This window comes from Serratia sp. HNCC26DJ206, from assembly GCF_057180605.1.
Genome location: NZ_JBXUGP010000001.1, coordinates 10,686 through 37,072, shown reverse-complemented (window position 1 = coordinate 37,072; position 26,387 = coordinate 10,686). Strand labels below are relative to the sequence as shown.

Genomic DNA, 26,387 nt, shown 5'->3' with positions numbered 1-26,387 from the left:
AGAGTATTCTGGTTGTACATCAAACAGGAGAGATATCATGCAAGAACTGAAGTTGTACGGCCTACCCATATCTGGCCATTGCCACCGTGTAGAACTGTTGCTGCGTATGCTCGATCTTCCTTACGAATATTGTCAGGCTCCCGCAGAGATCCGCTCTAGCGATGCTTTTCTCCGCCTCAATCCTTTTGGCCAGATCCCGGTATTGCTTGATGGCGATAAAGTGCTGACCGACAGTAACGCCATATTGGTTTATCTGGTAAAGCGTTATGCGCCCGGCAGCCACTGGTTGCCGGAGGAGCCTTGGGCGGCAGCTCAGGTGCAACTCTGGCTTGCCAAAGCCGCGGGAGAAGTGCGTTACGGCCCCGCATCCTGCCGAATGGTGAAACAGTTCTCTGTCGCAGAGGATTACCAGAGCGCACTCACCATTAGCGAACGCTTTTTGCCACAGTTGGAACAGCACCTTACCCACAGCAAGTTTTTGGCCACCCATCAACCCACCATCGCCGATCTGGCTTGTTACAGCTATGTGGCGGTAGCGCCGGAAGGCGGCATCTCTCTGCAACCTTACCCCGCGATCCAACGCTGGATACGACAGATTGCCGGGTTACCAAAGTTCTTCCCAATGCCGGCATTACCTTTGCCAGAACCGGCTAGCAGGCCAAGCAAATGACGCAATCTCTCTTTCACGCTGGTGAATTACGGGCACAGGCGCTGGCGGGTTTTGACGCTGTCAGTGGCAGCATTTACTCGGCAATGCCCACTCAGCATCGTGAATTTTTTGCTCAATTGCCTTATCTGTTTGTTGCCACGCTGGATGAACACCATTGGCCAGTTGCAACCGTGTTCAGCGGCTTTGCCGGGTTCCTGCGAACGCCTGATGATACACATCTGCGTATTATCTCACCGCGCCGGTTAGATGACCCGGCGCAAGCCGCGCTGCAAGTGGGCCATCCCGTAGGGGCATTGGGGCTCGATTTCAGTAACCGACGGCGTAACCGCGTTAACGGTATCATCAGCCGTATGGACAAAAATCGCGTTGAAATTGAAGTGCATCAAAGCTTTGGTAACTGCCCGCAGTACATTCAGCGGCGTGAACTGTTCCCGGTGCCACCTGGCCCGTCGCCGATGAATATCCTCAGCGAATTGGATCATCAGGCGCGCAAAATGATCCAGCAGGCTGATACCTGTTTTGTTGCCAGCTATGCACAGAACGATTCACCACAAGGTGGAGCGGATATTTCGCACCGCGGTGGCAAACCGGGATTTATCCATCTTGATGGTGAAACCCTGTGGATACCGGATTTTCGTGGCAATCGTTATATGAATACGCTGGGAAATTTGCTGGTACAACCGCGTGCAGCACTGCTGTTTATCGACTTCGAACAGGGGGATATTTTGCACCTGCAAGGAGAAACCCAGATCCTATGGCAGCCGGGGAAGATAGGTGTAGAAGGGGCCGAGCGTTACTGGCGTTTTGATGTGGCCCGTGCGTGGCGATTTCAGCAAGCCTTCGCCTGGCAGGGTAAACATGTCGAGTTTTCCCCAGCAACGTTAGGTACGGGAATCTGGCAAAGAACTCAGTTTTGAGAAAAACTAAAAATAGATTTATTTCACTATATTGGTTTAAAAATAAGCCACATTACAGAGTTTACTGCTAATTTTTAGCGGGGATTTCCGCTTTGAAAAGTAATATGCTCTGCGGATGAGATCGATAACACATCAATAACCCAATGATAATTAATAGTAAATATCACTCCTTGATACGGCAACCAGGCCATGCGCCAAGAGCCTTGGCTCTTGGCATAAAAATCATACAATAGCCTTTTGCTCAGTAGTGCCATTCCAAAAAAATCTGGAGTGCGTTAAGGTAAAAGCGGAGAAACCTCCAGTGTACAGTTCTACTCAAAGGAGCTTGAGTATGTTTCCTGAATACCGTGAATTAATATCGCAACTCAAATCAAGCCATCCCCGCTTCCAGTCGTTGTTTGAAAAACACAATCAGCTTGACCATGAAATCTCCAGATTAGAAGGGCCTTCTGGCACTGGATACTGTGATGAAGTCGTCCGACTGAAAAAGGAAAAACTGCATATCAAGGATGAGATTCATAAAATTCTGAAAGCAGAGAATACAACGAAGTAACGCATGCCGATCCCCGCTCTGCTGCGGGGATCTCCATACCTCTTGCCACCCATTCACCGCGACTGTTACGCTCACTCGGAATCGTCAAGCAGAGTCAGTATCAGCACTTGTCTTGTATGCTCAGGCTTTGGGCTGCTTTCTTCGGGACGTTGGTCACAGACAAACTTGATTGTAAGTGATTGAATAATGGTGGGGAGCTCCCGTATCTCTCCGTACAGTGCCTGCTACCGCGCCCCTGTTTGCGGCACCTTGGCAGAGTCAGCCCCAGCCTGATTTCCAGTGACTTTTACGAGCAATGCGATGATTAAATGGCCGTGGAAAGCGCATCAACCGCAAGCGGAAACCTTTGCCCAGTGGCAGGAAGCACTGGATATTCCCCTGCTCTCCCCTTTAGATGAAGATGAGCAGCGACGTTTGGTTGCCGTCGCAAGTCAGATCTTGCAAAACAAACGTATTGTGCCGCTACAAGGGCTGGAATTGACGCCTTTGATGCAGGCGCGTATTGCCTTGCTGTTTGCTTTGCCGGTAATGGAACTGGGGGCGGAATGCCTGGACGGTTTTAATGAGATCCTGCTTTATCCCACCCCTTTTATCGTGGAGGATGAGTGGCAGGATGACCTAGGTCTGGTGCATTCCGGGCCAGTCGTGCAATCGGGGCAGAGCTGGGAACAGGGGCCTATCGTGCTGAACTGGCTGGACGTGCAGGACTCCTTCGATCTTTCAGGTTTCAACCTGATTATTCATGAAGCCGTGCATAAACTGGATATGCGCAATGGCGGCACCACAACCGGTATACCGTCCATTCCCCTGCGTGAGATTGCTGCTTGGGAATATGACCTGCATACGGCAATGGAAAATCTGCAAGATGAGATAGATATGGTTGGCGAAGAAGCCGCCAGCATGGATGCCTATGCTGCCAGCGATCCGGCGGAGTGTTTTGCGGTGCTGTCTGAGTATTTCTTTAGCGCGCCAGAGCTGCTGGCCAACCGTTTTCCGGCCATCTATGACCACTTCCGTCGCTTCTATAAGCAAGACACGCTGGCACGTTTGCAACGCGGATATACCGATAGCGAGACCCACCCCCACTGAGCTTGCTCAGATGATGAGCAGTCACACCGTTACGAGCAATTTAGCGTTGACACACCCTGAGTGGCTGGATATGATGCGCCCCGTTCACACGATTCCTCTGTAGTTCAGTCGGTAGAACGGCGGACTGTTAATCCGTATGTCACTGGTTCGAGTCCAGTCAGAGGAGCCACTTTCTATTCCATTGATGTCTGCTGATGTCCATGGAAGCTTTAAAATCAACATGTTCTATGTGAATAGGATTACACTGTATTCCATATTGCTACGTTGAATGCCAATACTTTTGGGGGCTTTATTAGGGCCTGTTCGGTTCGATAATATCGAGGCCCCAAATGTCAATCTCTGATACTGTTCTACGTCGTACCAATCCCCAAGACAAACCCTTCAAGATAAGTGATAGCGCTGGTCTATACCTTCTGGTTAAACCCAACGGCTCAAAACTCTGGTATCTCAAGTATCGCCATGACGGTAAAGAAAGGAAGCTGGCCTTTGTGCCTACCCTGCCGTTTCTCTAACGTTGGCCAGAGAACTACGTGATGACTCACGCGCCGAACTGGCACAAAAACAACCGCACCTGGTCTTACACGCATTCAACCCGCATTTTGCGAAACCTTGAAATGTATTTGTTCCCGTCTTTGGGAAAACGATCCATAGCTAAAATCACCACGGCTGATTTTCTGTCTGTCCTCAAGACCATCGAAGACAAGGGGTTTCTGGAAGTCGCCATGCGACTACAGCAGCGTATCGTCAGTTGTAGTGGATCAGTAATACCGAACACGTCAATAGCCTGTTAATTTAATTAGGTGATTAGAATATCACTTTTAATTGAGGGACACAGCCTAGGCCGATTGGAACAACGGTTTCAGACTCGTGCTCTTTTCTTTAAAAGCCTTCAGTCGTTTAACGTCAGGGTCATTTAATGGCTATAGGCGTTCATTAATTATCGATTACCATAAAACTTTATGAAATTATAGTAAAATATACTTTTCCTTACTTAATTTGACATTAAGCGCTAAAGTATTAGGAATAACCTTGTATTTTTATTGATGTGCACTTCTTGTAAAAATAATCCTTAATATTCAAATAGTTAATTTTATTAATTACCCAATGATAGAATGATTTTTTATTGCTAAAGAATAATTAATTGATTGTTTTTATACTCTGGCCAATTAATGAACTTAGATGCTGATAAATTAACATTGATTGGTTATATATTCTAAAATTTATAATTTTTGTGGTTTTTAATTCTTTTTTACGGATTGCGATAGTGATCTAACACCAGTAAAATCATTAGGAATAACCTTGAAATAAACCCAAAAAATCAATATATCTTATTGAATAATATGACAATTAGTGAATGCACCCCGTAAAATAGATAGTGATATTGACTCTGCAAAGTCATCGCAGTTACCATTGCCGCAAGTTAACCAGAAATGGCTGCCTAGAGATAATAAGATTTAATCTCTATTGGTTTGAATGAAACAGTCACGGGACAAATGAAATTACCTTGATGTGATGTCATGTTTTTAAAAGGATTTAGATTTGAATAACCGCTTTATTGTGACTGCTGCATTATCACCCAGCGTTGTTGCAACAAGACGTAGTCAGATAGCAGGCTATTTATGATGTCATTTGACCACGTTTCTAATCCAAAAAATTTCAGTTGCCTGCATTAGCTTGGCATGCTGGGATATGCTTTGTCTCTGGCATAAATGTGACTCTGCGGCATTAGATCGGACGCAGCTAAATGCTAAGGCGATATTGAACATCACTAGCTATAATAATTAATGTGATTTGATATCTGGCTTTTAAGCGTTTATATGGAACATAACAAAAGAGTAACCAAAGCTTTCATCAAAGAGTGCGAGTTAATGCTAACAACTGGATGACAGAGATTTCCCAGTATTTAAATTAACTCATTGCGCTTTAAGTCAGAATAAAATGGCCCTCGGTGAGAGAGCAGTAGAGGGCATCTAAAAACAGCATTAAAGCTAACCCTGTAAAATAAGGTTTGAATAAAATTCACAAATGAATTACTGAAGAAGAGTCAATATCATAGCATTTAAAATGATATAAGCACCCGATAAACATGGCGAATGTACATAGATTACTCAACTTAACCCAGTTGGTTTTAATCGACCGGTACGCGTATGTCTGGGGATTATAGTTGGATGTTATGGTGCCGGTATCTTAATAAATTCATTTGTGGTGAACATTTGCCGATCTGGTATTCATAGAATGCGAGGCTGGTGAAATAAATGCCCTTTGGGCCAAAAAGCATTACCAAGGAATATCGAGTTTCATAGGGAAACTCACCGGGAATGCGTTATTTTTTATATTGAAAAGGAAGGACAAAAATAGATGTTGAGTAAAATGCAGAAAAACGTTTTTGCGCTGGCTGTGCTGGCTACCACTTCATTGCCAGTCATGGCATCAGAAAGTGTTGATATTAAAGTTATCGGTACTATCAGCCCGGTAGCCTGTTCTCCTAGCCTGGGCGGTGGTGGCGTAGTGGATTACGGCACGATTAAAACCAACACCCTGAGTGCTGATTCATATACCGCACTGGCAGAAAAGCAAATCGATTTTGCTATTACCTGTGATGGCCCGGCAAAAGTTGCCATCAAAGCGATTAATGGCCGCCCAGGTACATTGCCAACAGCATTAACCGAAAACGCAGGCATTGGAAATGCATCACCAACCGGCATTATGTTCTTTAACGCGGGCAGTGCTAACTTAGGTATTGTAGGCTTGGGTCTGGATGGTGGAGCCGCAGCTGATAAAAACCGCATCGGTGGTTATTCTACCAGAATCGATCCAACTACTGCGTTAGTTGATGGCGAGGCCGTAGATGGGATTTCTGCACAGGAGGGCTCCATGGCTTGGGGTAAGGCATCGACTGGCGCTATGTATAATAGCACCTCCCAACGTGTTATTAGCTGGGCTGAGCCGGGTTCATTGACACCAAAAGCCTTTACTACGATGAGCGCTAAGCTGGGCGTTCAGGCGTTTATTAATAAAACCTCTGAGCTTGATCTCACCCACGAAATTACGCTAGATGGTTTGACTACCCTTGAATTAGTCTATTTGTAATTCAATTTTTTGTCGGGCCTTAATGGCCCGACTTTTGAATTGGAAAATCAAATCGAGTTTATATTTAACAAGAATTTCTGCCATATTTAACTAAAGAAAATTTACACATGAAATTCTCTTCTCTCTTTCAGGTGGGCGCTTTGGCATTATCGCTGGTTGCTACCTGTTCGTCCGCGACTGGCGTATTACCTGATACTACCGTGGTCATCGTTGAACAAGATAATGGCGAAGTGGCAGTTAACGTCAAGAACACGGATGCTTTTCCCGTTCTGCTTCTGACCACTATCGAAAATATTAAAGATGATACTGACGCTTTGCTGACTGTCACACCGCCAGCGGTTCGCGTTGAGCCGGGTAAATCTCAGCGGGTCCGGTTTATTCTGAGCAATCCTGAGCCATTAAAAACTGAACGGCTGAAGCGCGTTATTTTTGAAGGTGTGCCACCACAGCAAAAAGGTAAAAATGTGGTGCGTACCACTATACGCCAGAATCTGCCAGTGATTATCCGTCCTGCTGGGCTGGCAAAAGATTACGCTCCATGGAAGCACCTGATCTGGCAGCAAAACGGTCACTCAATGGTGGTGAGTAACCCCTCACCTTATATCGTTCGTTTGAGCCAGTCGATACAAACTTTGCCAGACAATACTCCGTGGACATTACCTAACTCGTATATTTTACCGGGCCAAACGCTAACGTTGACACCGGATAACAATAAAAAGGTTGGAGCAGCCAAGCAAGTGCGTATTTCCCCAGCAACTACTTGGGGATTCACCGTTGATACCTATGACGCCACACTAAATAATTAAGAGAAATGCCGTGCTTTTTACCACGCAACTGAATCCCAAAGGGGCTGTAAAATTATTATCTATGCTGACTGCGTCATTCATGGCGTTACCTGCGTTGGCTGATAACGAACAAGAATATGGTGGTGATACTGAATTTGATATTCAAGCCATGCAGGCGCGTGGCGTTGACATCAAACTGGCCGACTGGTTTAGCCAGGCTCCTCGTTTTATGCCCGGTGAGACCTCTGTAGTTTTGACTGTCAATGGCAGTGCGCGTGGTAAAGTTAAAGCGCGTTTTGATGAGAGTGGTAAGCTTTGCGCCGACGCCGACTTTCAAAAAAAGGCCGGTTTAATATCACCCCCGGGTTTCTCTGAAAAAACCGCCTGTTTTGACCTGAAGTCTGCCTGGCCACAAACCGAGCTTAATCTTGATCCGGGAGAAGGTCGGGTTGACTTGGTCGTACCCGGGCAGGCCGTTTCAGCGTCGGGCACAGAAAGTGGTAACTGGCAGCATGGCGGCTTTGCCGGCATGTTTAACTACGACGGGCAATATATGGACTCATCGGGTCCATCGGGCGGCGTAAACTTTACACAACTTGGCACCGAGGCAGGGTTTAATTTCAGCGATTGGATTGTGCGCAGCCGCCAGACTTTTTCACGCTTTAACGACGAGAATTTGCTAAGGCATCAAGCTGCCTATGCCCAGCGCAGCTTTGCAGGCATCAAGAAAGTGCTTCAGGCCGGTCAGATAAGCCTGTCTAACTCGCTGTTTGGTACCGGTCAGGTGCTCGGTTTTCAGATGTTTCCGGAAGCGGCTCTGGTCGGCGATCGTGGTGGTGCAGGATTAGTAGAAGGCACGGCAGATACTCAGTCAGTGGTCGAAATCCGCCAATCTGGCGTGTTGGTATATAGCACCATCGTCCCTGCGGGCCCCTTCCGCCTTCAAGGTTTTTCGCTGTTGAATACCCGAAGCGACCTGGAAGTGGTCATGACGGGAAGCAACGGTGAACCCCGGCAGTTCACTGTGCCAGCGGCGTCATTATTACTGAACGGAAATGCGGTTGCTCCAGGGCTGTCATTGGGTGCAGGTAAGCTTGATCAACAGAGCAGCAGTGAGTCGCCGATATTAGGCACGCTTGCCAACGGTTGGTTGCTTACCCCCAGAACGACACTCAATGCCGGTATTCTAGGCTCTGAACCTTACCGGGCCGGAGCACTGGGAGTTGATAACCAGCCCTTTGATGCAACATTGCTCACCGTGCAGGCAACGGTGGCTCAAAATCAGAAACACGGTAACAACGGTGTATCAACTACGGCCAGCGTTAACCAGAGTCTGAGTGAGCGTCTGGCGGTGAATATCAATGCCAGCTATCAAACATCGGGCTATAGCGAACTGAGTGATGCGTTACAGGACGATGAATTGGATTATCAGTATCGTACGCGCAGCCAGTACGGCACCGGTGTCAGTTGGGCGGTAGAGAACGTGGGTAACCTCTCGCTATCTTGGGCGCGCACATCTTCATTTAATGGCAACAACACGGACTATCTGCGTAGTAGCTGGAGCCGGCAGTTTGGCCGCACGTTTGTCAGTGCCAGCGCAGAACGCAATACCAATAACCGGAATAACGAGGCTGAAAATCGGCTGTATCTGACGATGAATATCCCCTTCGATGGCAGAAGCGTTAGCAGCTACGTCAATAGCACCGATCGTGGTACGCGTGCCGGTGTACGTTACAGCGATCGAACCAGCCAGGATCGTGGGTGGAGTATCGCCAGTGAACGTGATTTCCGCAATGAGCGTTTCTCGAATACCGGTAGCATTGACAGATTGACATCCATCAGCCAACTCAGTGGTAGCGTCAGCCACGACTCTGACAATTCCACTACCTGGTCAGCCCGGGCTTCTGGGGGCATGGTGGCACATAATGGGGGCATTACACTTTCGCCATATCCTATTCAAGATACCTTTGGTATTGCCAAGGTTGGTGAGGAAGCGGGTGTTCAATTAGATACACCAGCCGGCCCGACGTGGACAGACAGAAAGGGTTATGCAGTACTGCCATCACTCAGCAGCTATAAGCGTTCAACGATTCAGGTGAAAACCACTAGCTTAAGGAAAGACGTGGATCTCGATAATGCCTGGCAAGAAACTGAAGCTGCACGTGGCTCGGTCAGCCATGTCAATTTTGATGTGGTACGTTCACGTCGAGTGTTAGTTGATGCGGTTGATGCGCAAGGAAAAGCGTTACCACAAGGTTCCAGTGTTTTCGATAGTAAAGGTAAATTCGTTACCGTGGTCGGAGAGCATGGCCGTGTGTTTGTGCCTGATGCCGCAACCAATATGGTCCTTGAGGTCCAGTCTTCCGGTAATACTCTCTGTAGCCTGACGCTTATTCTGCCAGAGAAGGCCGATGCTGGTGAACTGTATGAGACAGCGTCAGCCGTCTGTAAATAACAGGATATTACGATGAGAATATTACCGACTACCGTGTTACTCGCTCTGGCTTTCAGCCCTTTAGCCGGGGCGAATACGCCTTTCAGCAGTGGTTTTGCCGACAGCCCATCGGACATGATGCCGGATTCCCGCTGCAATCTGTCGCTGGGAGCGCCCGTGATTGACTATGGTAATCAAACTCGCTGGCAGCTAAATGAGTCATCCAGTGGCAGAAATCATGTGACACCGGGGAAACGCACGATAATGGTTAACGTCGTTTGCCCGTACACCCAGGCGATACGCTTGACGCTGCGTGGTGCGCAAGCAGCCAATGGTGACTTACGTTACGGCGAGCAGGGCAGCGTGCGTATTCATCTGTCAGATGCGCAATTAGATGGTCAGAGTGTGTCTGTCGCCCATATTACACCGAGCGGGGTTCTCTCAGGCTCACAGTCCAGCCTGCAATTAAAGCCAGATCAAAGTTTTGCCGCCACGGTAAACGGGCAACTGGCTAAAGGTAAAACCTTGACTGTGCGGTTAGATATTGAACCTGAGCTGCAAACAAAAGATGCGCAAGTCTCCTCTCTTCAGGTCAATGAATCTAATCTGAGGTTGGAATTGATGCGCTGATAGTAAGGCCGAAGGCTCTGTCGCATTAGTGACAGAGCCTAGGCTGTGTCCCTTAACCCAATAGCCGCTTTAAAAACAACCGAACAGAGCCTAATTTAAGCATGCAAAGGTAATTTCTGGCTGTTTTCTCTGAGCGTGTGGCAATGCGACGATGTTCTTTTAACATCCCAAAGCACCGCTCAACGACATTGCGTTTTTTATACCGCTGGGTATCCAGTTTTCTGCGTCCATCTCGACTGGCTTTTTCATTCGATTTAAAAGGAATAACCGCTTTTATACCTTTTATTTTCAGGTGATTACGAAGCTTCTGGCTCGAATAACCCTTATCGGCTAACACGGCGTTAGGACGGGACTTTAGGTGCCCACTTTTTCTGATAATCCCAACTCGGTTTAGCAAGGTTTCAGCATATTAACCCTCATGAACTTGCCCACCGCTCAAGCAAAAGCTTAACGGCAAGCCTGAGCTGTCTGCCGTCAAATGGACTTTGGTGCCAAAACCACCTCGAGAGCGACCAAGCCCATGATCCTTGAGTTCATCGGGGTATTTTTTTAGCTCCTGCTGCTTTTAATGCCCTGATATTGCTGCCATCCAGTGCTATAGCATCCCAATCGATGAGTTCGTTCTCATCCAAAATTTGGAGTAATTTATTGAAAATACTATTTATTACTCCAGATTTTGACCAACGATTAAAGCGGTTGTAAATCGTTTTCCAATTGCCATACCTTTCAGGAAGGTCTCGCCAGGGAGCACCAGAGCAAAGCACCCAAAAGATCCCATTCATTACAGGCCTATGTTCAAGGTAAGGGCGACCGCCGCTAACACGATTACGTTCAGGCGGCAACAGGGTGGAAATGAGAGCCCAAGCCTCATCAGGGACATCATAACGAGCCAAATTCAAAAGCCTCTTGTCGGCTAAACATCGCTAAATTGTACAAAAAATAGTTACGGGACACACCCTAGACCGTTTCAAGACCTTGAACTCAGGCGGTCACGCAGAAACTCTATGAAACGCTGTGTTTTCGCCGGTAGTAACCGCGTTTCTGTCATGGCATATACCGGCACTGGCATGCCTTGCCACAATGGCAATACTCGACAGAGACGCCCTGCCGCCAGTTCGTCCACCACCATAGCCTCCGGTAACAGCGCAATACCCTGATCGAATTCTGCAAGACGCTTAATCATACCGATATTATTGAGTACAAACCGTCCGCTCACCGCCTGCTCCGTTTTTTCTACTGTACCAGGATTGTACAGGCTCCAAAGGCCACTCTTAGGAAACCCCAGACATTCATGCTGCCCAAGTTGATGTGGATGAGACAGTTCACCGGAGGCTTCAAGATACCTGGGTGAGGCGTACAGATAAGTAGGAAGCTTCGCCAGCAGACGGGCGATTAAATTTGAATCCTTCTGCTCCCCCATGCGAATGGCGACATCAAAGGGTTCTGTCACGAGATCAACCCGACGGGGCGTCAAATCAAATTCAAAAGTAATGCCGGGATAGCGTGCAGCAAATTCGGTCAACAACGGTGCCATGTAGTTAATGGCAAAATCCACCGGCAGAGAAGCCCGCAGTACCCCACTAGGCTGTGCCAGAATATCGCCCAACTGTTCATGCGCCAGCCTCGCCTCCTCCACAATGCGCCGACAGCGCTCATAATAGATTTGACCCGGCTCAGTCAGTTCAATTTTACGAGTGGTACGGTGTAACAACCTCAAACCTATTGCTTTTTCCAGCATACTGATCCGCCGTGACAGGGTTGAATTAGGTACACCAGTCACTTCTGAGGCCCGTCGAAAGCTCATCACTTTTACGACCTCAACAAACAACACCATGTCATTCAGAAGTTCCATTCACATTGCCCCAAAAATGGATTAATCATTTCCATTTTACCCTATTTATCCCATTTAATTTTTGACAGATGATACTGCCAACAAACATTAGCGCTCTAGCCTGAACGAATACTTCCCGCCATCAGTTCCGCTGAGGTAATTCAAGAGGGAAGTTTGGCCAGCAGCCTTTAAGGAGTCACATGATGAATACCATTGTCAGCCTGCATCGTGCGAACCATGGCAAAAGCTTTCGGGCTTTTCAGTTGCACGCAGATGATCCAGCACTGCTGGATCCATTCTTGGGTGTCGACCATGCCTGGATGAATGGGCCCACGTTTCCACCACACCCGCATGCCGGGTTCTCGGCAGTATCCTATCTGTTCCTTGATTCTGAAACGGGTGTTGCCAACCGAGACTCGCTGGGTACTCGCAATTTAATCCAGCCGGGTGGGCTGCACTGGACGGCTGCCGGACGCGGTGTCATCCACGAGGAAATTCCTGCCGAACAGGGGAAAACCGTCCATATGCTGCAGATCTTCGTTAATCTGGCAGAGTCTCGCCAGCAGGATGCCCCATTCATGCTGAGTCTGGCCCCACAGGATGTCCCTGTCGTACAGCATCCCGGCGTTCAGATCCGTATTCCAGTCGGCCATTTCGGCGCAACACGTTCCCCCCTGGCACCGCCTACTGACGTCACGCTGCTGGATATCTCACTCGATGACGGAGCCAGACTGGATATCCCCGTGGCAGCGGGTTACAACGCTTTTCTGCTGCCAATCTTCGGTGACGTAGTGATTGACGATCAGCTCTTCAGCAATGATGGGCTGCGGGTGCCACTCTTTCACACCGGCGAAGCCTCACGAACAATCCAACTGCAGGCAAAACAAGGTAATTCCCAGATGGTGGTCTTTATTGGAACCCCGCTCAACCAGTCCGTTTACCGACAGGGGCCACTCGCGCTGGCCTCCAAAGAGGCACTGGCGTCAGCTTTATTCTCGTATCAACAAGGCGAGTTTGGTGCACTTTGATGTGTGACCCGGTGCTTCACCCATCGGGTTTATCTATCTCTAGAGGAGGTTAAGTATGCTGTACGAAAAATTCAGTGCCGATAATGCAGCCCTGTTACTTATTGACCATCAGGTTGGGACCATGAGTTGGGCAAAATCCATGCCGTTTGCAGAACTCAAACGTAACGCACTGATGCTGGCAAAATCAGCGGGTATTCTGGGTATCCCTGTCGTGCTGACATCCAGTATGGAAGAGTATGCTCAAGGCCCTTTACTCAGTGAGCTGGAAATCATTTTACCCGAGGCGTTTGCCGCCCGTGTAAAGCGCAAGGGTATTGTCAACGCGATGGAAGATGTCAACTTTGCGGCGGCGGTAAAGGCTACGGGGCGCAACAAGCTCATTATTGCTGGCGTCACCAACGACGTGTGTACGGTCTACCCAGCACTGAGTCTGGTGCGGGATGGCTTTGAAGTCCAGGTTGTGGCGGATGCCGGTGCTTCACCAACCCGCATGGCTGACGATATTGCACTGCGGCGCATGGAGAGAAATGGAGTAACGCTAACCAGCACTAACCAAATGATCGCTGAATTGGCTGGCAGTTGGGCTACTCCGGAGGGTGAGCAACTAGTCAAGGTTTTGATGGAAGCGTTAATGGCTTAATCACGCCAGAGTAATTATTAGTGGTTAACCTTATAGCCAAAATTGAGGCACGCGCTGCGTACCTTAGTGTGGCAAATGATTTTAACCTTTGTCGCTGAACTCGCTCCCCTCAGTTTCACTCTGGGGAACGGTTGTCTTTAATCAGTAATCTCTGACCAGGGAAATCGATAAGGACTACGAAGTTTTTGAAGAAATTATTACCAATCAAACCATCCGTTTCCATATGCTCAAATGCTCCGTCTAGCAGTACCGCATTCAACTTGATATTTTCTGTGCCCATCCCGTCAAGTTTGAACTCAGTTGCCTCGCACCCTTTATTGTCCATTTCTGGCATCAGGGTCTGGCAAGAGAGGCGAGTAAATGAAGATTTAAGCCTATCTTTCCAAAAAACCGATACCGTGGCGCCGGTATCCAACACCATGTTGTAGCGCTGCAAACGCTGCGAAACATTGACCACAATGCCTTCTCGCGTAAGCTGTAGCGGCAAGGCAAGCCAACCGTCTGATACGTTGACGTTCAATGCTTGTACATCATCAGCCACTGACAAATTCTGGCCTTTATAATCAATCAGCACCGCCTTTCCCTTGAATAAGTCCAGGCCAATGACCATTGACGTAGGGACATGCCCATTGGGAATTAAAACCATCCCCCAAGGGGTTAACGACACCCCTTTAACGTCCTTAAATAGCATGCCATTGATCGAAAGCTGTGGAATGTGGAATCGGTCATTGAGAAAGATCTTGCCTGTCAGATCTGTAGTGCGCTCTTTTTCAGGATCGATGATCAACCCAGACAGTTGCGCCATAACGTCTTTCGATAAATGCAGAGCGATGGATGACCCCGTATCGATCGAAAACGTCTGGCGTTTCCCGTCGATGTCAACCTGGGTCACCGGGAGAGAGGTGTCATCCAACTGAAAAGGCATCTGCATAACCTTTTCAGCGGCGGTGGCTACTAATGAGATCGCTGAAAATAAGAGGACGACTATCATCGCCGTAATGTGCCTATTCAGTAAAACATGCATACGTATTTTCCAATTCAGAGTGTTTGCTGAGATCGAAGTCCCTAATCCACTATAGCGGTCATTGTCAGACCCTGAGCGGCAAAAACTCTGGTGGCCTTAAAAATGGTGATGCTAACAGGTACAACCTATGAAACTGGCGGATGGTCAGTGAATGTCAGATTGAAAGGATTAAACACGTAAACTGGCTGGCAGAGCCGAGGAATATTAAGACGCGCACCCCTTCCGCTTGAAAGGGGTGGCCTACGGGAAAGTCTTTATTTAGCGGGTGCCGTCAACAAAGCATAGCGATTCAACAACTGCGTCAGCCTGCTGTCGATCTGGGTTTGCAATCCAGGTGAAACCTTGCCCGCACGCTGTTGTTCTTCAAGCTGACGCAAGAGTTCCTCCAACGGCGGCGTGCGATTCATTGGCTGTTGCACGGCGAATACGACCGACTTCAGTTCTGAAACCGTCATGTAACGGCCACGCTGCTCGTCCAGCGAATTCAGCTTATCGGCCAACTGTTGCAGGCGGGTTTGCGCCTGATGCCAGTCTTCCATCGCGTTTTTTGGCAACGCTTGTGCTTCGCGCTGCTGATGCCACTGCTCAGCTAGCTGTTTTACCTGCGGGCTTGCAGGCCAAAGTGCGTGCAACTGTTGCACCAGAACGTTGCCATAGTTCAGTGCCCAGAGCGGGGACAGTGCATCCAGCCGTAGCAGTTGTTCACCACTGGTTTGAGCCATATTATCTTCAAGTCTGGCCAATTCAGCACGATGATCCGTTTGCTGAAGCTTTGCCAATTGCCCCGGTTCCAACAACACGGGCAATGGCCTGACCATATTCTGCAAGACCTGCTCAGTGCCAGACACCCGAAGAGAAGTAATCCCCCACCAGGTGCCAGCCCCAACCAGCATACTGAGCATCACCCCAGCCAAAAAACCGTGCCACATCTTCCAGCGAGCGGGAACGGGAGCAGGGGTAGGTTCAGGCTCCGGTTCGGGAGCAGGCAATGGCGCAGGAATTGGGGTAGGTGCTGGGGGCGGCACTGGCGCTGACTCTTTGATGATATAGACCAACGGCGGTGATGCCGCACTTTCCTGCTGGAACGCGCCTTCCGGCTCAATCCGAATTTCAGTCGCCTGTGAGGTTGCGGTGGCGGCTGACTCCAGGCTTTCCAGCCGCAGTGCGGCGTGATGCATCTGACTGCGCAGGTTATCCAGCTTGCTGAGATGTTTTAGATCCAGGCGTTGCAACACGTAGCACACATGCTCCAGCACCTTTTCAATACGGTAAATCTGCGCCAGATCGCCATACTGGAACTCCTGCGTGCGCAACACCTGCTGCAAACGAGCAACCAGCCATGCCAGAATCTCTACCCTGGCGTGAGTTTGTTGCGGCCAAAAGACCGGCCACTGGTGCGTGAGCAACCCATCAATCAACTGCAACCCTTCATGGATACCAGACAACCCAGAACGTTGCGTGCGTGCCAGCGTAAACCACGCGACCGTTTGCAGTTCCACGCCATTTTGCCGGAACAATGTCATACAGAGTTGTTCAACCTTGCCCCAGTGTACATCCGGGCGCGCCGGGTGACTCAGCTTGGCGATTTCCTCTTTCAGCGTTGCGAACTCCGCCAGAGTACGTGGATCGCCACCGGTTTTGATGCTGTTTCCTGATGATAATGCGCTCATTCAGTTACCTTATTCCATACGCTGTTGTTTTTTTAGATGCCGAACTAATACTCGCCCCTCCGGCACAAACTCAGTGCCGTAACGCACCAGCCCTACCCCTTTCAATTCGGCATCAATGGCATAGTTCAAATGCCCGGGCTGAGTCTCGGGCAGCAGAATAACCCTGATGCTTTTCAGTCGTGGCTCATATTTCAGCAAAGTATGCGAAAGCGTGGTCATCAGCGTATGCGCCGTGCCGGGCATCCCCTGCAATATTTTGCTCATATCCGGCAAACCATAATCAGGCAGATGGCTAAGCGTGCCCGCCCGACAGTTAAGAATGCGCTGCATGTTATCGAGTACCGAGAGGATCACCTGGTCCTCCTCACTGACCTGGTTCAGGCCCAGCTCACCAGAGAAATTGCCGGTGAGCATTTCATACAGGGAAGGATTCAATGAGGTCATGGGTTAATCCTTCAGGGGTATCAACGTCAGGCCTTTACTCAGCTCTAACGTGCGGGGTCTATCTGGATCAAGCTCTTCGCGCGGTATCACATAGCGCCAGTTATTTTTAGCCAGATCCGGGGCGCGGAACAGCCCCACGACGGCGACAAAATTCGCTTCTTTTTCCAGGGGCATATCCAGGCTGACAGAGCCGCCGGGCTTAACCACCACTTCACGGCTGGCCAACAGATCGGCTTTGAGTACATCATCGCCCCTCAGCAGCAGGCTTTGATAGTCAGCTTTGTCAAAAGCTTTACGGTCACGTAGCTGATAAATGCGCACCACCGTCGGTAATGATGTGCTGTCATCCTCAGCCGTGTTAAGCGCGGCGCGACTAGCAAAATCAAGATGCAATGTTTTGATCTGTTTATAAAATATTGAACTGGCAACAGACTTGGTGCCTTCAGCAACCTTTTGCGTCAGGCCACAGCCCGTCAACATCAATGCCAAAATCACGCCTGACACTAATTGCGCGGGTTTAATAGCGATATTTAACATCAGAAATCTCTCTACTGACGGTGTACTCTAAATAATTCGGGTTGCAGGAAGGCGGCAAGCTCGCGAGGCCCCAGGAGCATAGATGGGGTGAACGAGCGCAGCCAACGCACATGCAACTTGAAGTATGACGAGTATATTCGGGGTAAATCATGCCCCTGAAAGCACCAGCACCTCTATATGCTCTTTTGCCGCGTTTCACTAACCACACAATACGGCAGCACGTGCCGGATCGATGGCCACCAGCCCACTCAGTAGCAGTTCCATCTGGCGAGCCAGTTCGGCTTTATCTGCGTCACCGCGTTGTGCTTTCATGCGCAACAACTTCAGCCGCCGGGCCTTCACTTCAAACATCAGTGCGGGTTCCCACTGGCTTAGCGTAAAGAGTTCCACCGGGCCATCCAGTTCACTCAGCAAATGCAACGCCATCTCATTCTTGCCGTATTGCTCGGCAACGCGCGCCATCAACAGCCGCAGCAACCAGCGTTGACGATGCGTGTGGATCCCAGGGCGGCCAGCCAACCAGCCCAGAGCTGCCTCAATACCATCACTGTCTGCCTGGGCAAGCGCTTCCGGTTCCAACGCCAGGATGTCGCTATCTTCGCCCGCAACCGTTGCGGCATTCTCTGGCAGCCAGGTAGAAGAGCTCCCTTTCACATGCTGCTCGATCCACGCCACCGTGACTTCATCGGCGAAGGGGGTACCGTCGGCATAGGCCAGCTTTTCCAAGCCCGGTAAACGTTCCAGCAGCATTGCCAGATCGTTTTTGATTATATCTGCCCACAGATCATAAGGATGACCATGCTTGCTCAACCCTTGATAGGTATACCATTGCAGATCAAGCCAGAAATGATTCACCCCTTCGGCAAACATGCTTTCCGTCCGCTCCAGTAATTCGCCCCAACTTTGTTGCAGGTAAAGGCGCTTTAACTGGGCGCGGTATTCGGTACGCGGTGCCACCAACCGAGTCAGGCCAGCGCTGTCTTGCGGAGGGAGCTGATGCACGGTGTCCCAACGGACGCTTTTCATCAACCTTGAACCGGACAGCCACCCTTGTGGCTGTTCGCGCAGATAACGTGCCAACTCTTTCGCCTGATCCAGCAGATCGCGCCCGGATTGCACCTGACGCAGGCTGGGCAGATCCTGCTGCCGAACCTGCGTAGGCGTGCTTTCTTGTGCTCCGCTATTTTGTGGCACCAGCGCATCCATGCCGCCCGACTGGGCCAACCGATTATCCAGCGCGCTGTAGAGCCCGGCAAATGAAGGCCGATCCTGTTCCGGCCAACGGCTAAAGGCATGATCAAGCAATGCCAGCGCGGCTACGGCGCGTTCGAAATCGGCTTTTTCAATTTCCGGGTAACGCATCAGGCTATCTTGCACCTTGCCGCCCGCCAGCCATTCCAACGCCACTTTCCGGCTGTTGGCGCGAGGGGGTAACAAGGCTTCGCCATATTGATCAACCAACCCGGCCAACAGCGTTAACCCGTCGGCCAGACCGGCTTCGCCATCTCGATGCAAACGCGCCCACAGGTAATAAGTGACCACCCGCACATCTTTGCAACTGGTGGTCAGCAGCTTCTCCGCCAATTGGCAAATCAGATCGGTGTCTGCGCCTGAGAGCTTATTCACCTCTTCGCGCATGCGCTGAAAATCGTCGTCATAACCCGGATCGTCGCCAACCGGCGCCTCTGCTGCGATAGGCTCCAGCCAACGTTGCCACAATGCGGCGGCCTGTTTGGCTTCATCCAGCACATCACGATCTTTAAAACACGCGGCGACAAGTTGTGTCAGCATCATTCCACCTCCACAGTGAGGTTATCAATTGTCGGGGTTGCCGGTGTTTTACCACTGACATCGAACATCTTGGTCGGCAAAGTAAAACCTCGTCGTTTCAATAGCGCCAGTAACGCAGAAAAGAGTTAGCCATATTGGACATCACGCGGTCTGCACACTGTTCGGATCGTCAAACGCCAGCGTAATACCCTCTTCATCGTTGTACCCCAACAGCAGGTGTTGCGGTTTCTGATGCTGTGCCAACTGTTGTAACAACTGCTGGCTCAATACCGGCAGGATCTGCTGATTCAGCAGGCTATCAATGTTGCGCGCACCGCTGTCTGGCAACAGGCAGGCAGCCACCAGCGTATCGTACAGACTCTCTTCAATAGTGCAGTTCAACCCATAGTGGCGTTGCAGACGCTGAGCGACCTGTTCGAGTTTCATTTCCACGATATTGCGCAATGCCGAGGCGGCCAGAGGGCGGTAAATCACCGTTTGGAAACGGGCCAGCAGTGCGGGTTGGAAGTGCTCACGCAGGATCGGACGCAACAGTTCGTGCAAGGTGGCATCCGGCGCTTCTGGTTGCTCATCCAGCAGTTGCATAATGTGATCGCTGCCCATATTGGCGGTCATCAGGATTACCGTGTTGCGGAAATCGATCTCACGGCCTTCGCCATCACGCATAAAGCCACGATCAAACACCTGGTAGAACATGTTCAGCACATCACGGTGGGCCTTCTCTACTTCATCCAGCAACACCACGCTGTACGGACGCTTGCGTACCGCTTCGGTAAGCACGCCACCCTGGCCGTAACCAACATAACCCGGCGGTGAACCTTTCAGTTGGGAAACGGTATGCGCTTCCTGGTATTCCGACATGTTGATCGTGATGAGTGCTTTTTCGCCGCCAAACAGACTATCTGCCAACGCCAGGGCCGTCTCGGTTTTACCCACGCCGCTCGGGCCAACCAGCAGGAAGACGCCCAGCGGGCCATTCTCTGGCGTAAGACCGGTTTTAGACGCTCGGAGGCGTTGCGCTAGCGCCAACAGCGCTGCGTCCTGGCCAACTACACGTTGCCCCAGATTCTGCTCCAGTTGCAGCAGGTTAGTTTGCTCATCTTTCAGCAAGCTGCCCAACGGGACTCCAGTCCAATCAGCAATCACCGTCGCCACGGTACGGGCATCCACGTCCAGTGACAGTAAACGAATGTTATTTTGCAGCTCATTCAACTGCTGTTGCAGTTGCGCACGCTCCACCGAACGGCTGAGATCCTTGCGCAGTTCCAGTAGCTGCTGGGTTAAGGCTTTTTCTTGCTGATACTGCTTTTCCAGCTCGACCTGCTGCTTTTGCAGCACATCGCGCCAGTCGGTGATATCGGCCAAACGGGCCGGATCGGCATCGGAGCTCAGCACCAGATCCTGTTCAATGGCCTGCTGTTCCATGTCCAGCGCCATCAGTTCAGAGCTGACCTGCATTAATGGCTGCGGTTTGGTATCCAGGCTCATGCGCACCCGTGCGCTGGCGGTATCCAGCAAATCAACCGCTTTATCCGGCAGCTGACGACCGGTGAGATAACGGCGCGACAAGGTCACCGCGGCTTTTACCGCTTCATCGGTGATATGTACACCATGGTGCTTGGCATAGCGATCTTTCAGGCCACGCAGCATCAAACAGGCTTTCTCATCATCCGGTTCGTCCACTTTCACCATCTGGAAGCGGCGTTCCAATGCTGCATCACGCTCAAAATACTGCTTGTATTCCGACCAGGTGGTGGCAGCAATCGTGCGCAGCTCGCCACGCGCCAGTGCCGGTTTAAGCAGGTTGGCCGCATCGGCGCCCCCCGCCTGATTACCTGCACCAATAATGGTGTGCGCTTCATCAATAAACAGCAGGATCGGGTTCGGCGATTGCTGCACTGCGGCAATCACGTTTTTCAGGCGTTGCTCAAACTCCCCTTTCACACCGGCTCCTGCCTGCAACAGCCCCAGGTCTAACGTGCGGACGCTGACCGTTTTCAGGCTGTCCGGCACGTTACCTTCGGCAATTCGCAAAGCCAGTCCTTCAACCAGTGCCGTTTTACCCACCCCAGGTTCACCCACCAGAATCGGGTTGTTTTTACGCCGACGGGAAAGGATATCCACCATCTGGCGGATTTCGTTATCACGCCCGAATACCGGGTCAATTTCGTTGGCCTTGGCTTTGGCGGTGATATCCTGTGTGAACTTGTCCAACACCGCCAGCAATGCTTCATTGGGCAGTGGTGAGGAAACTAAAGGATCCGCCGCAGACTCTGACTCTTGCTGAGGCAAAGCAGAAGGATAGCGCCCCAGCTCAGCCTGTTGCTGTAACTCCGGGCGCTCATCGGATTGTGCATCCAGCAAAGGACGCAGACGCTTCAATTGACCTGGACTCAGGCTCAATAGCGGCCACAGGCCATCGGTAGACAGCTGTGAAGGCTTTGCCATCAGCGCACCCAGCAGGTGGACGCTGCGAATTTGCTGGGCATCTTCATCCAAAGATGCCGCCAGCCAAGACTGCTTGATCAGGTTCAACAAGGCGACCGAAAGATGTGGGCGGCTACGGACCGAGCGTGGCAAAGTATCAAGATTCGCTAACAGCGATTGCCACACTCCGTCCATATCCCACTCATAACGGCGCGCCAGTACGGTAATATCCCCCTCTCCCAACTCCAACAATTTGAGCAACCAGTGTTCAATGGTAATTTCCGCATGGGCACGGGTCTGGCACAAGGTCGCCGCAGCTTCCAAGGCCTGCGCGCAATGAGAATTTAACCGGCGTAATAAAATAGCTGACTGATTTTCCATAGTTCCTATCCCTGTTTTCCCGTCATGCTCGAACGCGCTACCGTTCGCAGCCGTTAACCGAGGCCCGTAAGGTTATCTGATAAAAGTACGTTGTCTTTGCCTAATGCCTGCAACAGACCCTAGGGAAAAACAACAAAAAAAGCAGACGGTAAACCGTCTGCTCCAACATTTACGCGGTAGCGCGTTCATTCCAAGCATCGGAATGAATGATGTTGCCATCTTTGTAAGTCCAGGTGATTTTTTCGTAGCGCAGTTCCACCAGTTCCAGATGATTGTGTTTCTCTTTGCCTGGATCTTTGATGTCGTGCATTTTCGGAGCCACTTTGACTACTTTGACGTTATCCAGCTTGGTGTTGAAATACTCAACTTCCTGGCCAGCATCATCAATGCGGTACCATTTGAACTCAGCCGTTTTCAAGGTTTGGCCGGTAGTCACCGCTTTGTACAGATACGGGCTGGATGCATCGATTTCCTTAGTAAATACGAAAGGTGTATGGATACGAGTTCCGGTCAGCTTGCCAGTGTTATTGTCAGTCGGGATGTACAGGCTATGATCCTGTGCCACCACTTCGATGCTCCCTTCGCGACTTTGCACGTCCACAGAACCTTTAATGTCCGCGCCGCCATCGTCCTTCAGCCACAGATAGACTGGAATTGCCATGTTTACTCTCCTTGATTATCAAAACCGCCCGCGTTTTCCGGCGGCGTTACACTGCCCGGCCCCTGGCAGGCATTCGCCTGAGGCACCAGACTAATTTCTACTCTTCGGTTTGCTGCCCGCCCTTCGTCGGTATCGTTAGAAGCGATAGGCCGGGTTGCACCATACCCCTGCACGGCAAAACAGGTTGGTGAAACATCACTAGTCTGCAACATCCAGTCGCGTACCGATTCTGCACGCTTGAGAGACAGTATTTGATTCGCTTTCTCATCCCCGGTGATGTCGGTGTGACCGGCCACCACTATCAGCCAGCCGGGCTTGGCTTTAATATTGATTAACGCTTCCACCAGCACTTTGGTGGAACCGGTTTTAAGCTGATATTTGCCCGTATCGAATAGCGACAGGCTATCCAGCAACACGGTTTGTGGTGCTACCTGTGCAGGTGCCGCTGGTGCATCGATTTTCTTTTCTTCCACCGGCGGTACGTAACCCCTGATAGCTGCCAATACCGGTTGCCGCAAACGTTCTCCAGGATATAAACCCAAGCCAAGATTAAGGGGAGGCCCTTCACGGTAATAATCATTAAGTTGCGCAGCATCAGCCCACAATACTTTCACAGCCCCCGCTTTGGCTTGCGTATCCGACATGGGGATAGCGCGATAGCGCTGCAAATCATCCGTAATCTGGCGTGACAGCGTGCGGTTTTGCCATGCGGAAGCATTCAGCGCGACCACCCCGGCAAGCGTGAACGCTCCTGCTGCGTAAACCACTGCGCGGCGTCGCGGGGTAAAACCTGATTGTTGTGGCAACAGGCGCAATAACGGATCGGGGAAAGGTAATGAGAGGTTCTCATCACCCTCGCAGCGGCCTTCTTCGCGGTTAAGCGTAGTTTTTTCCGTCAGCCACTGTTGCCATAAATTGGAAGCTGGCAATTCAGGCACCGCCGGAGAAAACGTCAGCGCCAGCGCCAAAGGTGAACAAATTGGCATAGACTGTTCACGGGTTAAGCACTGCGGCAGGATCTGCTGCGCTATCCATTGAGCCCAACTCTCAACCTCTATTGCCCGGTAGAGCTTCTGAGTTTGCTCAACGCTTTCCCCTTGCGCCACCCACTGAGCCAAAGGTTGTGCAGAATGCCCGTTATGCCAGACAGTGGCTGAGGGCTGGCCAGCCTTGAACTCGAACCATTCAACCTGATCGGCTGCAACATCAGATGCCACACCCACCGGCAGATAGCTGCATAGCAGCGCGGGGACATCCGTCCCTGTTACACGGCGCATACGGGATAACTGATGGCGAAAGGTCTGAACTCGATTCGCCAATACCGCCGAGTCATTATGCTGTGATGGATTAACCAGCAACAGTGCACTGAGTTGTGTTGCCCACTCAGGACGCAGGTTGAGCAATGCGGCTGCCGCTTCGGATAACATCGGCAGGTCAGACACCGCCAAATAGCAACCTTCCGGTGTTTCACGCACCGCTGCACCATCAAACATCTGCTCCAGCCCATCGCCACAGACCAATATGACAGGTTGACGATAGCGTTCGGCCGGAAGATGGGTTAGCCAGGCAGCGTTTATATCGGATTCAACCCGCGCGGAAACACGTGAACGCCCACCCCAGATCAACGCACCAAGGGTAATAACAACAATCACCACGGCACCGATGAGTTGGCCGATGGGGGTCAGAGGGAAATAGCCCAGACACAGGATCAAAGCCAGCACACCGATCCAGAGCCACAACAACCGCTTCATTATCACGCTCACTCAGCGCCCCCTGGTAACAAGGTCGTGAGAAACTCCTGCAAATGCATATGCAACATCCACCAACCACCTGCCAGCACTAACAAGGCTAGGAAAAACCAGAAAACAGCCGACTGGAATAAACGGTATTGACGCTGTGGCCGGACATCCACCAGCAGAGGTGGTTGCAGGGCGATATCGTAGGCAGCCACTTGCTCACCAAGAGTCGTCATCAATTGCTCACGCGGTTGCTGCTGCGACTGACCGTGATAGACACCTTCGAACCCTAATCGTAATACCCGATAGAAACAGGTCAGTACAGACGGATCCGGAGCGGGCTCACGCAACACCTGGCGCATGCGCTCATACAAGAGTTCGCCGGCTTGCAGCGTGTTGAAAAAATACGTTTGTAACGGTGTCTGGATCCAGGTGGCATAACCTTCATCCTGCTTGCCACGCCCGAGAACGGTTTCATCCAGCAGCGCACATTGCGCATAGGTAATATGTTCAATACTTTCGGCGCTGTAACCCGCCTCAGTTAAGCGGTTTTGTGTCTCTATAACCTGCTGCAGGCAACGTTGGTAAAGTGCTGCCCCCTGCTGAGCGGGCACTCCTTGCCGCAACTCCACCACGATCAACCAGGTGTCATAGAGCAGGTTATCGATAGAAAGATCTTTGATTGGTTTCATGAACGCAGCACCGCAAAGAGTTCAAGTTGCACATCTGGCAATGTACCCGGCACGTAGAACGCACAGACACCGGCTTCCAACATGTTTTTTGCCGCTGGATGCGTTAGATCAAAGGCGAAATACTGATTTTCCAATCGCAAAGGAATGGCAGCAGGTACATGACTCAGTGGAATCAGCGGCACCCCGTTGAGTGCGATATTGACGATATTATTGACGTCGTCTGGCGTCCCAACCTTACACAACAGCGGGAACTGACGTTGCAACAGGTGTGCTGGCAAGCTGGATCGTACAGACAGGTAGAAGTCCGCTTCGTCTCGCAAACGTGGATCGTTGAGCGAGGCTTTCCATTGATTCTCGCGCACTTTTTCCAACTCAATCGCAATTACCCGCGATGGCAGACTAGCTTCCAGCAAGGTACTGATAAGGTCAAACAACGGAGGGAAAACGCCGGTTAAATTTTCGTGCCGATAAGCCGGGATCGCGTCCATATCATGCTCAAGTGAGAAGGTCAGCAAGGCACCGGCCAGCTTCACCAATTCACGATAAATAATCTCTGGGTGCAGAGCGGGGTGCGCCAGGAAGTCGTTCAGGACTGGCTCTTGGGTATTCAACGCATTGAGCAACCAAAACAGTGACACGTCAGCCACGGCAAAATCTGCCATACGTTGGTTGCTTTCACGGCGCATGCCCATCAGGCGGGTACGCTTCGCCCTTAACTGGACCAACAGGCTGTCCAGCCGATCCAACAGACCTTTATGCGCATTAAAACTCAGCAGTGGCGGTACAAATTGCGTATCGACTGCCCAATGACCCTGCCCATCCTGCATCAGTCTGGCTAGTGGACAGGTCAGGTAATCACCATTCTCTTCAGAATCAAAACGCAAGGTTAATGCCAAGCGTTCTACCGCAATGGATTCCGCTTCATGACCAAACAGGTCCTGAGCGGCTACCCATTCCTGACGATAACGTATCGGCCTCTCTGCCTTTTCTTCCATCATCAGGCAGTTGCCACCGTTGGCATGCAGCAACGGCAGCGCTAACAGAACCTCAACGCTACGTTGAGGCCCTGTCAGTATTTGTGTTAAATCAATTGCAGGTGGCAGGTTATCCGTCACGTCAGTGTCAATCAAACTCCCGTCCGGCAGACGCAAACGGAGGTGCTGTGCCTTCAATCGATTAAGACGCAACGCATCCTGATCAAATTCGGCACACAACACCCCCCAAGGATGATTCAGCGACAGATGCGCAAGACAGTCATTAACATAACTTTCCCAACGCGCCTGCTGCTGAAATTGTTGAGGGGACAAAAACGCCCCCTCCGTCCACAACGGACGTAAGATTTTCATAACCTGCTACT

At 50.7% G+C, this 26,387-nt stretch carries 23 protein-coding genes, 1 tRNA gene and 1 pseudogene; 13 read left to right on the top strand and 12 right to left on the bottom strand.

The features are described from left to right. Positions 1–37: 37 nt before the first annotated feature. The 11 genes from AC2A1E_RS00165 (at position 38) to AC2A1E_RS00115 (ending at position 10,168) form a co-directional block, all read left to right on the top strand. Positions 38–670 (top strand): glutathione S-transferase family protein, encoded by a 633-nt coding sequence (locus AC2A1E_RS00165; RefSeq protein WP_484382026.1) that lies wholly within the window; start codon positions 38–40, stop codon positions 668–670. After that, positions 667–1,587: a pyridoxamine 5'-phosphate oxidase family protein gene (locus tag AC2A1E_RS00160; RefSeq protein WP_484382025.1), complete on the top strand. Its 921-nt coding sequence runs from the start codon at positions 667–669 to the stop codon at positions 1,585–1,587. Before AC2A1E_RS00165 ends, AC2A1E_RS00160 begins: the two co-directional genes overlap by 4 nt. Before the next feature lie 331 nt (positions 1,588–1,918). After that, on the top strand, positions 1,919–2,140 hold the full coding sequence (locus tag AC2A1E_RS00155) for an HP1242/YdcH family protein (RefSeq protein WP_076941391.1): 222 nt from the start codon (positions 1,919–1,921) through the stop codon (positions 2,138–2,140). 300 nt (positions 2,141–2,440) lie between these two features. Then, the gene (gene mtfA, locus AC2A1E_RS00150) at positions 2,441–3,229 is read left to right on the top strand and encodes a DgsA anti-repressor MtfA (protein WP_484382024.1); all 789 of its coding nucleotides are present in this window, start codon (positions 2,441–2,443) and stop codon (positions 3,227–3,229) included. Between the two features lie 93 nt (positions 3,230–3,322). After that, a tRNA-Asn gene (locus AC2A1E_RS00145) sits at positions 3,323–3,398 on the top strand. Positions 3,399–3,558: 160 nt separating this feature from the next. After that, positions 3,559–3,741 carry an Arm DNA-binding domain-containing protein gene (locus AC2A1E_RS00140; RefSeq protein WP_484382023.1) on the top strand — a complete coding sequence of 61 codons (183 nt, stop codon included), beginning with the start codon at positions 3,559–3,561 and terminating at the stop codon, positions 3,739–3,741. Between the two features lie 21 nt (positions 3,742–3,762). Next, entirely contained in the window at positions 3,763–4,020 is a 258-nt protein-coding gene (locus tag AC2A1E_RS00135) for a phage integrase central domain-containing protein (RefSeq protein ID WP_484382227.1), read from the top strand. A gap of 1,567 nt (positions 4,021–5,587) precedes the next feature. Next, positions 5,588–6,319, top strand: coding sequence for a DUF1120 domain-containing protein (locus tag AC2A1E_RS00130; protein ID WP_484382022.1), 732 nt, complete (start codon positions 5,588–5,590; stop codon positions 6,317–6,319). Positions 6,320–6,426: 107 nt separating this feature from the next. Continuing rightward, on the top strand, positions 6,427–7,125 hold the full coding sequence (locus AC2A1E_RS00125; RefSeq protein WP_484382021.1) for a fimbria/pilus chaperone family protein: 699 nt from the start codon (positions 6,427–6,429) through the stop codon (positions 7,123–7,125). Positions 7,126–7,186: 61 nt separating this feature from the next. Next, complete coding sequence (locus AC2A1E_RS00120; protein WP_484382020.1) at positions 7,187–9,559, top strand: fimbria/pilus outer membrane usher protein; 2,373 nt, start codon at positions 7,187–7,189, stop codon at positions 9,557–9,559. Between the two features lie 12 nt (positions 9,560–9,571). Continuing rightward, positions 9,572–10,168, top strand: a complete 597-nt coding sequence (locus AC2A1E_RS00115) for a DUF1120 domain-containing protein (protein ID WP_484382019.1) — start codon at positions 9,572–9,574, stop codon at positions 10,166–10,168. A gap of 52 nt (positions 10,169–10,220) precedes the next feature. Here AC2A1E_RS00115 and AC2A1E_RS00110 read toward each other — a convergent pair. Further along, positions 10,221–11,061: pseudogene (locus AC2A1E_RS00110) on the bottom strand (IS5 family transposase). A gap of 74 nt (positions 11,062–11,135) precedes the next feature. Next, positions 11,136–12,020, bottom strand: coding sequence for a LysR family transcriptional regulator (locus AC2A1E_RS00105; RefSeq protein WP_484382018.1), 885 nt, complete (start codon positions 12,018–12,020; stop codon positions 11,136–11,138). A gap of 179 nt (positions 12,021–12,199) precedes the next feature. Here AC2A1E_RS00105 and AC2A1E_RS00100 point away from each other — a divergent pair, with 179 nt between their 5' ends. Both AC2A1E_RS00100 and AC2A1E_RS00095 read left to right on the top strand, forming a co-directional pair. Continuing rightward, the gene (locus AC2A1E_RS00100) at positions 12,200–13,027 is read left to right on the top strand and encodes a pirin family protein (protein WP_484382017.1); all 828 of its coding nucleotides are present in this window, start codon (positions 12,200–12,202) and stop codon (positions 13,025–13,027) included. A 55-nt stretch (positions 13,028–13,082) separates the two neighbouring features. Continuing rightward, positions 13,083–13,667, top strand: a complete 585-nt coding sequence (locus tag AC2A1E_RS00095; protein ID WP_484382016.1) for an isochorismatase family protein — start codon at positions 13,083–13,085, stop codon at positions 13,665–13,667. A 115-nt stretch (positions 13,668–13,782) separates the two neighbouring features. Here the strand turns inward: AC2A1E_RS00095 and AC2A1E_RS00090 are convergent, their stop codons facing one another. From AC2A1E_RS00090 to tssK, 10 genes are all read right to left on the bottom strand, one after another. Continuing rightward, a complete protein-coding gene (locus tag AC2A1E_RS00090) occupies positions 13,783–14,691 on the bottom strand; it encodes a pepsin/retropepsin-like aspartic protease family protein (protein WP_484382015.1) in 909 nt (302 codons plus the stop codon). Positions 14,692–14,945: 254 nt separating this feature from the next. After that, positions 14,946–16,361, bottom strand: a complete 1,416-nt coding sequence (locus tag AC2A1E_RS00085) for a VasL domain-containing protein (protein WP_484382014.1) — start codon at positions 16,359–16,361, stop codon at positions 14,946–14,948. A 9-nt stretch (positions 16,362–16,370) separates the two neighbouring features. Beyond that, on the bottom strand, positions 16,371–16,805 hold the full coding sequence (gene tssE / locus AC2A1E_RS00080; RefSeq protein ID WP_484382013.1) for a type VI secretion system baseplate subunit TssE: 435 nt from the start codon (positions 16,803–16,805) through the stop codon (positions 16,371–16,373). 3 nt (positions 16,806–16,808) lie between these two features. Continuing rightward, positions 16,809–17,342, bottom strand: a complete 534-nt coding sequence (gene tssJ / locus AC2A1E_RS00075; RefSeq protein ID WP_484382012.1) for a type VI secretion system lipoprotein TssJ — start codon at positions 17,340–17,342, stop codon at positions 16,809–16,811. Between the two features lie 198 nt (positions 17,343–17,540). After that, a complete protein-coding gene (gene tssA, locus AC2A1E_RS00070) occupies positions 17,541–19,133 on the bottom strand; it encodes a type VI secretion system protein TssA (protein ID WP_484382226.1) in 1,593 nt (530 codons plus the stop codon). Between the two features lie 141 nt (positions 19,134–19,274). Next, the gene (tssH, locus tag AC2A1E_RS00065; protein ID WP_484382011.1) at positions 19,275–21,941 is read right to left on the bottom strand and encodes a type VI secretion system ATPase TssH; all 2,667 of its coding nucleotides are present in this window, start codon (positions 21,939–21,941) and stop codon (positions 19,275–19,277) included. A 169-nt stretch (positions 21,942–22,110) separates the two neighbouring features. Further along, entirely contained in the window at positions 22,111–22,602 is a 492-nt protein-coding gene (locus AC2A1E_RS00060) for an Hcp family type VI secretion system effector (protein WP_037396711.1), read from the bottom strand. 2 nt (positions 22,603–22,604) lie between these two features. Next, positions 22,605–24,365: an OmpA family protein gene (locus AC2A1E_RS00055; protein ID WP_484382010.1), complete on the bottom strand. Its 1,761-nt coding sequence runs from the start codon at positions 24,363–24,365 to the stop codon at positions 22,605–22,607. After that, a complete protein-coding gene (tssL, locus tag AC2A1E_RS00050; RefSeq protein WP_484382009.1) occupies positions 24,362–25,030 on the bottom strand; it encodes a type VI secretion system protein TssL, short form in 669 nt (222 codons plus the stop codon). Before tssL ends, AC2A1E_RS00055 begins: the two co-directional genes overlap by 4 nt. Continuing rightward, entirely contained in the window at positions 25,027–26,376 is a 1,350-nt protein-coding gene (gene tssK / locus AC2A1E_RS00045) for a type VI secretion system baseplate subunit TssK (RefSeq protein WP_484382008.1), read from the bottom strand. Before tssK ends, tssL begins: the two co-directional genes overlap by 4 nt. Positions 26,377–26,387 lie beyond the last annotated feature (11 nt).

Coding starts and splice junctions, on each gene's coding strand:
- AC2A1E_RS00165 (WP_484382026.1), top strand. CDS start 38: ATGCAAGAACTGAAGTTGTACGGCCTACCCATATCTGGCCATTGCCAC.
- AC2A1E_RS00160 (WP_484382025.1), top strand. CDS start 667: ATGACGCAATCTCTCTTTCACGCTGGTGAATTACGGGCACAGGCGCTG.
- AC2A1E_RS00155 (WP_076941391.1), top strand. CDS start 1,919: ATGTTTCCTGAATACCGTGAATTAATATCGCAACTCAAATCAAGCCAT.
- mtfA (WP_484382024.1), top strand. CDS start 2,441: ATGATTAAATGGCCGTGGAAAGCGCATCAACCGCAAGCGGAAACCTTT.
- AC2A1E_RS00140 (WP_484382023.1), top strand. CDS start 3,559: ATGTCAATCTCTGATACTGTTCTACGTCGTACCAATCCCCAAGACAAA.
- AC2A1E_RS00135 (WP_484382227.1), top strand. CDS start 3,763: ATGACTCACGCGCCGAACTGGCACAAAAACAACCGCACCTGGTCTTAC.
- AC2A1E_RS00130 (WP_484382022.1), top strand. CDS start 5,588: ATGTTGAGTAAAATGCAGAAAAACGTTTTTGCGCTGGCTGTGCTGGCT.
- AC2A1E_RS00125 (WP_484382021.1), top strand. CDS start 6,427: ATGAAATTCTCTTCTCTCTTTCAGGTGGGCGCTTTGGCATTATCGCTG.
- AC2A1E_RS00120 (WP_484382020.1), top strand. CDS start 7,187: ATGCTGACTGCGTCATTCATGGCGTTACCTGCGTTGGCTGATAACGAA.
- AC2A1E_RS00115 (WP_484382019.1), top strand. CDS start 9,572: ATGAGAATATTACCGACTACCGTGTTACTCGCTCTGGCTTTCAGCCCT.
- AC2A1E_RS00105 (WP_484382018.1), bottom strand. CDS start 12,020: ATGGAACTTCTGAATGACATGGTGTTGTTTGTTGAGGTCGTAAAAGTG.
- AC2A1E_RS00100 (WP_484382017.1), top strand. CDS start 12,200: ATGATGAATACCATTGTCAGCCTGCATCGTGCGAACCATGGCAAAAGC.
- AC2A1E_RS00095 (WP_484382016.1), top strand. CDS start 13,083: ATGCTGTACGAAAAATTCAGTGCCGATAATGCAGCCCTGTTACTTATT.
- AC2A1E_RS00090 (WP_484382015.1), bottom strand. CDS start 14,691: ATGCATGTTTTACTGAATAGGCACATTACGGCGATGATAGTCGTCCTC.
- AC2A1E_RS00085 (WP_484382014.1), bottom strand. CDS start 16,361: ATGAGCGCATTATCATCAGGAAACAGCATCAAAACCGGTGGCGATCCA.
- tssE (WP_484382013.1), bottom strand. CDS start 16,805: ATGACCTCATTGAATCCTTCCCTGTATGAAATGCTCACCGGCAATTTC.
- tssJ (WP_484382012.1), bottom strand. CDS start 17,342: ATGTTAAATATCGCTATTAAACCCGCGCAATTAGTGTCAGGCGTGATT.
- tssA (WP_484382226.1), bottom strand. CDS start 19,133: ATGCTGACACAACTTGTCGCCGCGTGTTTTAAAGATCGTGATGTGCTG.
- tssH (WP_484382011.1), bottom strand. CDS start 21,941: ATGGAAAATCAGTCAGCTATTTTATTACGCCGGTTAAATTCTCATTGC.
- AC2A1E_RS00060 (WP_037396711.1), bottom strand. CDS start 22,602: ATGGCAATTCCAGTCTATCTGTGGCTGAAGGACGATGGCGGCGCGGAC.
- tssL (WP_484382009.1), bottom strand. CDS start 25,030: ATGAAACCAATCAAAGATCTTTCTATCGATAACCTGCTCTATGACACC.
- tssK (WP_484382008.1), bottom strand. CDS start 26,376: ATGAAAATCTTACGTCCGTTGTGGACGGAGGGGGCGTTTTTGTCCCCT.